Source organism: Desulfuromonadales bacterium (assembly GCA_035620395.1).
Lineage (GTDB): Bacteria > Desulfobacterota > Desulfuromonadia > Desulfuromonadales > DASPGW01 > DASPGW01.
The window spans coordinates 1-8,650 of sequence record DASPGW010000117.1; the positions used below are offsets into that span (position 1 = coordinate 1).

The 8,650-nt window shown below is 60.1% G+C and carries 9 protein-coding genes; 5 read left to right on the plus strand and 4 right to left on the minus strand.

Features of this window, described 5'->3' with window-relative positions; genetic code table 11:
- Positions 1–759, plus strand: a 759-nt coding sequence (locus VD811_06470) for an HAD-IC family P-type ATPase (protein HXV20614.1), incomplete at its 5' end; no start/stop codon positions are given.
- Between the two features lie 16 nt (positions 760–775).
- On the opposite strand, the gene VD811_06475 is transcribed toward VD811_06470, so the two are convergent.
- Genes VD811_06475 through VD811_06490 form a run of 4 tightly spaced genes read right to left on the minus strand, consistent with a single transcriptional unit; the run spans position 776 to position 4,530 of the window.
- Positions 776–1,315 carry a PCYCGC motif-containing (lipo)protein gene (locus VD811_06475; GenBank protein ID HXV20615.1) on the minus strand — a complete coding sequence of 180 codons (540 nt, stop codon included), beginning with the start codon at positions 1,313–1,315 and terminating at the stop codon, positions 776–778.
- A gap of 25 nt (positions 1,316–1,340) precedes the next feature.
- Positions 1,341–2,390, minus strand: a complete 1,050-nt coding sequence (locus tag VD811_06480) for a cytochrome b N-terminal domain-containing protein (GenBank protein ID HXV20616.1) — start codon at positions 2,388–2,390, stop codon at positions 1,341–1,343.
- A gap of 2 nt (positions 2,391–2,392) precedes the next feature.
- Complete coding sequence (locus tag VD811_06485) at positions 2,393–2,872, minus strand: Rieske (2Fe-2S) protein (protein HXV20617.1); 480 nt, start codon at positions 2,870–2,872, stop codon at positions 2,393–2,395.
- On the minus strand, positions 2,869–4,530 hold the full coding sequence (locus VD811_06490; GenBank protein HXV20618.1) for a c-type cytochrome: 1,662 nt from the start codon (positions 4,528–4,530) through the stop codon (positions 2,869–2,871). The genes VD811_06485 and VD811_06490 overlap by 4 nt, the downstream gene beginning before the upstream one ends.
- 224 nt (positions 4,531–4,754) lie before the next feature.
- On the opposite strand from VD811_06490, the gene VD811_06495 reads away from it, so the two are divergent.
- From VD811_06495 to VD811_06510, 4 genes are all read left to right on the plus strand, one after another.
- Positions 4,755–4,898, plus strand: a complete 144-nt coding sequence (locus tag VD811_06495) for a hypothetical protein (GenBank protein ID HXV20619.1) — start codon at positions 4,755–4,757, stop codon at positions 4,896–4,898.
- 620 nt (positions 4,899–5,518) lie between these two features.
- Positions 5,519–6,400 carry a DMT family transporter gene (locus VD811_06500; protein HXV20620.1) on the plus strand — a complete coding sequence of 294 codons (882 nt, stop codon included), beginning with the start codon at positions 5,519–5,521 and terminating at the stop codon, positions 6,398–6,400.
- Between the two features lie 393 nt (positions 6,401–6,793).
- Entirely contained in the window at positions 6,794–7,660 is an 867-nt protein-coding gene (locus VD811_06505) for an NAD(P)-dependent oxidoreductase (protein ID HXV20621.1), read from the plus strand.
- A 651-nt stretch (positions 7,661–8,311) separates the two neighbouring features.
- Positions 8,312–8,650, plus strand: coding sequence for a helix-turn-helix domain-containing protein (locus VD811_06510; GenBank protein ID HXV20622.1), 339 nt, complete (start codon positions 8,312–8,314; stop codon positions 8,648–8,650).

The window sequence follows — 8,650 nt, forward strand, 5'->3', positions numbered from 1 at the left end:
GAGGATTTTCAGGCCGTCACCGGCAAAGGGGTTACCGGCCGGGTGGACCAACGCAAGGTGGCTTTCGGCAATCCGTCCTTATTGCAGGATCTGGGAATTGCCAGCGACGCCCTGCTGGACCGGGCAGAAAAGATGCGCGGCGAAGGGCAAACGGTAATGTTCGCTGCGGTCGATGGAAAACCTGCCGGCCTGCTGGGAGTCGCCGACCCGATCAAGGAGACCACCCCCGCGGCCATTCGCGAGTTGCACGCCGAGGGACTGCGCCTGGCCATGCTGACCGGCGACAGCCGCACGACGGCGCAGGCCGTCGCCGGCAAGCTCGGTTTGGATGAGGTGGAAGCGGAGGTGCTCCCCGAGCGCAAGGCTGAAGTCGTGAAAAAATTCCAGCAGGAAGGGCGCAAGGTGGCGATGGCCGGCGATGGCATCAACGACGCGCCGGCGCTCGCTCAGGCCGACGTCGGTATCGCCATGGGGACGGGCACCGATGTGGCCATGAAGAGTGCCGGTGTTACCCTGATGCAAGGCGATCTGCGCGGGATTCTCAAGGCGCGCAGACTGAGCGAGGCGACCATGCGCAATATCAAGCAAAACCTCTTTTTCGCCTTCGTCTACAACGCCCTGGGGGTGCCGATTGCGGCCGGGGTGCTTTACCCTTATTTCGGCATTCTCCTTAGCCCGATGATCGCTGCTGCAGCCATGAGCTTCAGTTCGGTATCGGTGGTGGCAAACGCGCTGCGCCTGCGGAAGACCAAGTTTTAGCAGAGCCTGGGTCGGACTACTTGGAACCCTCCGGCTTTGCCAGGTGGCCGAACTTCTTCTCCATCCCCTTGAGAATCTCCTGATCGCTGGCCCCCAGGTTCTTCCAGAGAAAGGCGAGCATCGCCTGGCCGTAACAGATGTTGCAGCTAGCAGCATGGTCATCGAACTTGCCCCCCGCCTTCCCCTTTTTCCAGAAGCAGTGCAGCAGGCTCTTGTGTCCCATGGCGTCGCAGAAGCAGTAGCAGGGAATCCCCTGCTCTTTGACGGCGATGTCGGGATTGCCTAGCAGTTCCGGTTCCTTCACCGCGATCTTGTAGCCGACCTCCACCGACTCGCTGGTAAAGACATAGGAGGGGAATTTCCAGGCGTCCCAGTCTTCGTCCGGGTACTTCTTATCCAGCAGGGCGGCGGACTCCCGGGTCAGATCGGCCATCTTCAGGCCGGCGATGCGGTCGAACTCCTGCTGCTGTTTTTCGTCCATGCCGGCGGCCGCAAGAGGAACGAGCAGGCACGCGAAGAGCGTGAGCAGGGTGAACATCCTGAGGTAATGACGCATGGTTGTGTCTCCTTTGCTGAGTAGTTCAAAAAGGGATCTGCAGTTGCCAATTGCTTGTCCGGAACCATTGGCCGACGATGATAAAGGCGATCTGGCTCAGCAGGATGGCGAGAAAGACGAGGTTGAGCCATCGTCGCTCCCTAGCGAACCAGCGCCCTCCTGCGGCGCGACTGCGGTCGAATTGCGGCGCCAGCAGCAGAAAGAGGGCGATCAGCGTCGGTGCAGCCACTCCGCCAAGAAAAGCGGAGTGGCTGACCATCTCCTGGACGCCGACGAAATACCAAGGTGCCCGGGCCGGATTGGGAGGGTGCAGGGGATCGGCTCGCTCATAGATCGGGGCGTCGATGCAAAGCGACAGCGCCAGAAGGATGGCCAAAGTGAGCAGGGCTACCGCGCCCTCGGCCCGGTAGAGCCAGGGAGCCGCCGGCAACTTATCGTCCGGCTCCCCGGCGGCAGCGGCCAGGCCGCCGTCCTTTCGGATGCACCACAGGTGCAGAGAGCCGAGAACCAGGAAGGCAAGGGGGATCGCGCCTGCGTGCAGGGCGAAGGCGCGCGGCAAAGTGTCAGGACCGATCTCTTCGCCGCCGAGGAGGAAGGTTTGCAGCGCATGGCCGATGACCGGGTAATAGCCGACCAGGCTGGCGCCGACCTTGATCGCCCAGTAGGAGATCTGATCCCAGGGCAGCAGGTAGCCGGTGAAGTTGGCGGCAAGGATGAGCAGTAGCAGCACCAAGCCGTATAACCAATTCAAACCCCGCCGCCGGTAACTCCCCGTAAGAAAGACCCGGGCGAGGTGCAGTACGGCCAAGATCACCAATGCGTTGGCTGCCAGGAAGTGCAGGTTGCGCACCAGGGCGCCGAAATGCAAGGTGGTAGTGATATGCAGGATGCGCTCGTACGCCTCCTGCTGCTCCGGCACGTAGTAGAGAAAGAGGGTCAGGCCGGTGACCAGAAGAACGCCAAGGCAGGTCAGGGCGGCGATGCCGAGCCCCAGGGTGGTCAGGGGATGCAGCGCCCGGCGGCTGACCGTGGGAGCATGCAGGTGATCGAAGAAATTCCGCTTCGTCCGTACCATCCTCAGCTCCTCCCCTGTTCAGCAGCCAAGTCGAGCCAGTCGGGTTCCGGCCGCTTGCCGGCTGTGTGAATCCAGAGCCGTCCCTCACGGGCGCGAACGGCATGCCAGGGCAGGGGGCGGCTGGCCGGTCCGGACCAGACCTCGCCCGTCGGTCCGAACTGGCTGCCGTGACAGGGGCAGAAAAATCCTTGGTCGACGGCATTGAGCAGACAGCCTAGATGAGTGCACTCCAGGCTGAGGACCGCGAGCCGACTCCCCCGGCGAATGACGGCCACCTTCTTTTCCGGGAAAGGGGCGGCGCCGTCGGCCGGCAGCAGATCGAGGGGGGCGAGGTCCGTCCAGTGGGCGGCGGAGAAACGACCTGCGGCCAGCCAGACGTCGAGCAGGATGCCGCCCAGGGCAGCCAGGGTGGTCCCGACCGTCCCGTAAAGAAAGAGGCGGCGGAGCCATTCGCGGCGGTTCATCGTCGCACGATCGGTCATTCCATTCCCCCCGAGAATGTGCGCACCTTTTCCACCATTGCCCACAACTCCTCGCTCTTCAGTGCTTGGCGGAAAACCGGCATGGCCGTGCCGGGGATGCCGTCGGCGATGGCCCGGGCAATCCGATCGTCGGCGAGTGCAGCAAAGTAGGGGCGGTTGGTCAGGTTGCGCGGCCGCGGCAGATGCTGCAGGTGCTCGGGCCCGGTGCCGGTGCCGGCGATGCCGTGGCAGCGCAGGCAGAGTTTGTCGTAAATCATGTCGGCCTTCGCCGCCGGTTGCGTCGCAGACGCCCGGGCGGGCAATGGCTGCAGTTCGGCCTTGTCGTGGCGCGCCACGTCGATGAATGCGCTGAAAAGTAGGTCGAGAAGACGTTCCCGGCTCTCCGGCTCCAGCAATCGGCCGTAAGGGGGCATGGATGTGCCGGGGATGCCCTTCTCGATGTTTCTGGCGAGGCGGTCGTCGTCGAGGCGGCGGAAAAACTCGGAGTTTTCCTTGAAGGCCCGGGGAAAGCCGGCGAGGTTGGGCTGGATGGGCCCGTGGCCGTCACCGGAAGCGGCATGGCAGCGCTGGCAGAGGGCCATATAGAGGTGTTTGGCGAGAGGGTCTGTCACAGCGCCATGATCGCTATGGCCGTTCTCTTCCTCGGTGGCATGCAGCAAGACCGGGCCGATCGCCTCGGTCGTCAGCATCTGCAGCAACTGGCCCCGCTCTGCTTCACTCAGGAGGATCGTCGGCATGACGGCGCCGGGGATGAGCCGGGCCGGGTTGGCGAGGAACGCACTGAGGAAATCGGCGCTGCGCTGGGCGCCGATATAGGTCAGGTCCGGTGCGATGCGCCCGTCCTCCTCACCGAACTGATGGCAGGCCAGACACCTCTTGCGCTGCAGGATTGCTTCGTCGGCGGCGGTGGGCAACTGCGGCAGGGTAACCCGGCCGCCCTGCACCTGCATAGGGGTGGCGTACAGGGGATCTTTGACCCGGCTTTTCAGAAAATAGCTGAGTTGTGCAACCTGCCCGCCGGAGAGGGGAAATCGCGGCATGATCGAGTTCGCCGGCTCCTTCTTTGGCTCACGGATCGACTCCTCTAGCTGTGCGAGCCCCAGATAAGAGCCGACGGCGCTCAAGTCTGGTCCAAAGCGCCCTCCCTGGCCCAGACCGGCGACATGGTGACAGGTGTCGCAGGCCTTTTCCAGAAAGATCCGATACCCACGCCAAGCTGGCTCAGCCCCGGGGAGAGGCCCAAGCTCGTGGCAGCGGTAGCAGTTTGCCTGCAGTTCCTTTCCCTTCAGCACGGTGCGTGCCCCCAACCCGGGGAGACCGTGGGATATTTGTGCGTCCAGCGCCATTCCTTCGCCGAGGTGACAGCCGGTGCAGCCGAGCTTTTCCGCCGAGTGGGGAGCGATGTCCGGATGACCGTGGTGAGCGTGCTTCCCGGCCGCAACCGCCAGGCCGCCGCCGGGGTGACAGGTGGTGCAGTGCTCCCGCTGCGGCCGGCCGCCGAGGTTGACGGTGATGTCGGCGATCAGTCCGTGGTGATGGTGAGGGTCTCTCTCCCAGCCGAAATAAAGTACGGCCAGGGCGGAGAGGCAAGCCAGCAGGGCCGCCACCGTCAGCAGGCGGTTGATCCAGAAGGGAGGTTTTTGGGCTTTATCGCTCACGCCGAAACTCCGAGATGGTTGCTGCGCAACTTTCACGAGCTGTGCCAAGGGAATTACTGCCAAGTGTAGCCAGTTCTTGGGGCTTTGACCATTCAGTTTCTTCAGGGTTAGCCAGAGGATCGTTCTGTACAGATTGGACAAGCTGATGGGCTCCAGCCGAGCTGGCATGGAACATGCTAAAATAACAGAAAGCTTAATAGATTTCTGGAAAGGAGGTGAAGCAGATGAAACATACCCTGTCCATACTGCTGGCCATGCTGTTCACCCTGTCGCTTGCAGCCTGTGCGACGCCGGCACACAAGCATTCCTACCAGTCAGTCAAGTGCCCATCCTGCGGATATCAATTCGATAGTCCGGCCGAAAAATAGGGTGGCGACCAAGCAGTCTCATGCGCAAGGGCTGGCTTTCGGCTACCCTTGCGCATTGTCATTATAGGGCCGAAGTGTTGGGGGCTGTGCCGAGGTTGTTCAAACTGAGGAATCCGGGGAGCCCCTAATTTTCCTAATGGCTCAAGAGGATGGCGGATATTCTTTTCTCCATTGTAGAATATTCATCATTGCGGGGGCGGGCAACCAGGAGGCAAAGTTGGTAGGACAGTAGGGGGCTGTCTGACAAGTCACTACTGGCAGGACAATTTTAGCCGTTCGAAATTGCCGTCACTTTTACGACACCTTCCAAGGGCCATTCTGATCGCCAGATTAAGTGGCCCTTTCGTCGGCCAGGAGTTAGCGACGGAAAGAACGGTTGCGACTTACGATAGCTTGAGTTAATGTGTTCATGTCGGGCAGGCCCCACCCCCCTCCGGGGCCAATGCGGGAAGAAATTGCGGACGGTGTCCGCAGGTTGCCCCGCCCCGGTGTTTTCTTGTGTCCTGATGACATGTAGTATACTCAGGTCCTGCTGGTCCCCCTAATTGCGTGCCCATCCCCTTTCAATGAAAAACCACCCAGTTCCTTCTTGCCTGTCCTTACCCTGGCGCGCGCTGGCAATGGCGCTGTTCTGCATCCTGGTCTGGGGGCTGTCTTATCCGGTCACCCGGGCTGCGGTGCAGGAGATCCCGCCTCTGTCCTTGGCCTTTGCCCGATTTTCCCTGGCCGCCTGCCTGGTCTGGCCCCTTACCCGTAAGTTCCCGAAACGGATTGACCGTCAGGACCGGTTTTCGATCTGCTGTTTGGGCATTGCCGGCGTATCCCTTTACTTTGGCTTTGAAAACTATGGTCTCAAATACACAACGGCCTCCCACGCTGCCCTGATCATCGCCACAATACCCCTTTTCACGGAAATGGTCGTGGCGATTCGCAGCCGTCGCCGACCGGCTACGCGTGTGTGGCTCGGGTCCTTCGTCGCACTTGGGGGAGTGGCGGTGCTGATCGGCCCGGGGGAGGGCGGAGCGACCCTGCTCGGCGACGTGCTGATGTTCGGTGCCGTCGCCGCCTGGGTCTGGTATTCCTTCCTGGTGGAGCGTCTGGCAGGACGCTACCCGAACCTGCAGCTTACCCAGGCCATTCTGGTGGTCGGAACCGTCAGCTTTTTCCCCGGCGCCGTTGCTGAAATGATGCTTACCCCCATCCCCTGGCCTTCTTCGGCAGCCTTGGGAGGCGTGGTATTTCTCGGTGTGTTCTGCTCGGCCCTCGGCTATCATCTCTGGAATCAGGCGATTCCTGCGCTGGGTGTTTCAGCGACCAACAACCTTCTCTATGTACTTCCTCTGGTCGGGGTTTCGGGTGGCATTGTGATGCTTGGCGAACCCCTCAGTGCCGGGGTGGTTGTCGGTGGCTCGATGGTACTTGGTGGCGTTTGTCTTGCCAGTCGGCTGGAGAAGACGGCTTCCGCTTCAGGCAGGTCGACAGGGAAGGATGCCCCACCCTGACTTGGTTCTGTGAAGCTCTGGGGGGGCAGGAACCATCGACTTTGGTAATTCACCCACCTCAGTTTGGCAGGGGGAATTCTGAGGCGTCAGCTTGGATGGGCCTTTTTCGTAATGCGGGATATTGGGAGCACTTTCCGCGCGATTATGGCGTGCTTGCCGATCCTGGAGCGGTACAAAATCATGCTGATACTTGCGCCATTGTGTTAGGTACGCCGTACTGACAACAATGGCATTCGGATCGACTAGGTGCCTCTGACTTTTTTGGTTATATATCCATGACAGGACTGCTGTGTGTTGGTTGATGTGCGTTATCTAATTGTGCAGACGGAAAACCCGTTGTATTATTGACGGCAACCATCAGCACGGTCCAGCACTTGATGCAGGAGGCATACAATGTTAAAAAATGTCAGTTTTTTGGGGTTGGGTACGGTCGGCAAACATATGGCCACCAACCTGCTCAAAGGGAACTACAATCTGACCATCTACGATTCGGACCCAACGGTTGTAGCAGAACTGGTCAAACTGGGCGCCAAGAGGGCCGGCTCGCCGCGCGAGGCGGTCAAGGGCGCTGACGCGGTGATTCACATCCGCCCCGAGAAGGAACGACTACGCCCGGACATTTACGGCCCCGACGGCATCTTCGCCGGTATCGACCCCGGCACAATCCTGATCGATATGGGTACACATTCCCTAGAGAGTACAATCGAAATTGCCGAGGAGGCCGCCAAGCACCGAGTCAGGTTCCTCGACGCGCCGGTCTGGGGTACTAAGGAACATGCCGCCAACGGTATGCTCACCATCCTGGTCGGGGGTGACCAGACCCTGCTGGCAAGCTGCCGCGAGCTCTTCTCCTACTTCGGTTTGAGCATCATCCACGTTGGTGGCATCGGCGACGGTACGCGTATGAAATTCATAGTCAACCTGGTCCAGGCCCAATTAATGGAGGCCCTCGCTGAATCGGTCGTGTTCGGCGAGAAGCTTGGCTTCAGCATTGACAAAATTCTCGAAGTCTTCAATTCCGGCGGGGTCGCCTCTCCACTCTTCCACACCAGCGGCCGCACCATCGCACGCGGCGACTTCACCCGCAACCTGGCGCTCAAGTACGTGCACGAACATCTTGAGTTGGTGCTTGAGCAGGCTAAAAAGCTCGGGCTCGACCTGCCAGCCGGAAAAGTGGCCTGCCAAAGCTATGCGCAGGCGGTCAAGGACGGGCGTGGCGAAGAAGACTTCTCGGCGGTGGTCAAGGTGCTGCGAAAGTAGCGGTTAACAAACATGAAATAACAGGGGCGCCGGTGGTTATGTACGCCCCTGTTTCTTTTTCTTTCCTCCATCAGACATTGGAACGGCCCGCCCCGAAAACGGAGTGGGCCGTTCTTGCTTTGCAGGAATTGTCGCCGGTCGGAATCCTTTGAGGTGACTCCCTTTTGGCTCTATCATCGAAAATGTACAACTTTTCAGACATTCGGTCAGCAGGCTATTGACCACCATGTCACCGGGTCGAGTCCGGCGCTGGGATCCCGGCTTTTTTGTTTTGGGGTATGCGCTTGGCCCCACTGCTCCCAAGATGTTGATTTTGTGGCCTACGGAGGTTCGATGGCATTTTCACAAGGGATGTCGACGGCCCGTAGCCACCCCCGCTCTACAGGGCAGGCATCTCCCCTATGCGGCGCTTCGCGTCCCAGACTCACTTCCGTGAAACGGCTGCCGCCATTCCCATGCCGGTCCTGAGGTCCTAGGGTGGAGGTAATGTCTATAAAATTTTACAATAAAGGGCTCTATGTTAACTTTTATTATCATTAAAGTCAGATGGTCGCTTTTCGAAGATCCCTGGGGCGACGAGGAGCGCCCGCAAGAATTAATGTAAATAAAAATTGACATTTTTACGGTTTGTTGTTATTTTTTATTATCGTTATGCCAAAGAAAACAACACACATTTATCCCGGCTCGAAACGGGAACTGGAAGCCCTCGGACAGCGGCTCCGGGAAGCGCGACTGCGCCGACGGTTTTCCGTGGAAACAGTCTGCCTCAGGACCGACATTTCACGGCCGACGCTCTACAAGGTGGAAAAGGGTGACCCGTCCGTCGCCTTGGGCATCTACGTGCAGGTCCTGCGCGTACTGGGGCTGGTCGACGATTTGTCCCTGGTGGCCAAGGAGGACGCTGTCGGTCGGCGCCTTCAGGACGAGTCACTGCCTCTGCGGCGGCGTGCCCCGCGCCGTAAGGGCACAACAGGCAACGACAATGACTAG

Bases quoted from the DNA above. Each gene is read 5' to 3' on its own strand.
- VD811_06475 (HXV20615.1), bottom strand. From the start codon at position 1,315: ATGCGTCATTACCTCAGGATGTTCACCCTGCTCACGCTCTTCGCGTGC.
- VD811_06480 (HXV20616.1), bottom strand. From the start codon at position 2,390: ATGGTACGGACGAAGCGGAATTTCTTCGATCACCTGCATGCTCCCACG.
- VD811_06485 (HXV20617.1), bottom strand. From the start codon at position 2,872: ATGACCGATCGTGCGACGATGAACCGCCGCGAATGGCTCCGCCGCCTC.
- VD811_06495 (HXV20619.1), top strand. From the start codon at position 4,755: ATGAAACATACCCTGTCCATACTGCTGGCCATGCTGTTCACCCTGTCG.
- VD811_06500 (HXV20620.1), top strand. From the start codon at position 5,519: ATGGCGCTGTTCTGCATCCTGGTCTGGGGGCTGTCTTATCCGGTCACC.
- VD811_06505 (HXV20621.1), top strand. From the start codon at position 6,794: ATGTTAAAAAATGTCAGTTTTTTGGGGTTGGGTACGGTCGGCAAACAT.
- VD811_06510 (HXV20622.1), top strand. From the start codon at position 8,312: ATGCCAAAGAAAACAACACACATTTATCCCGGCTCGAAACGGGAACTG.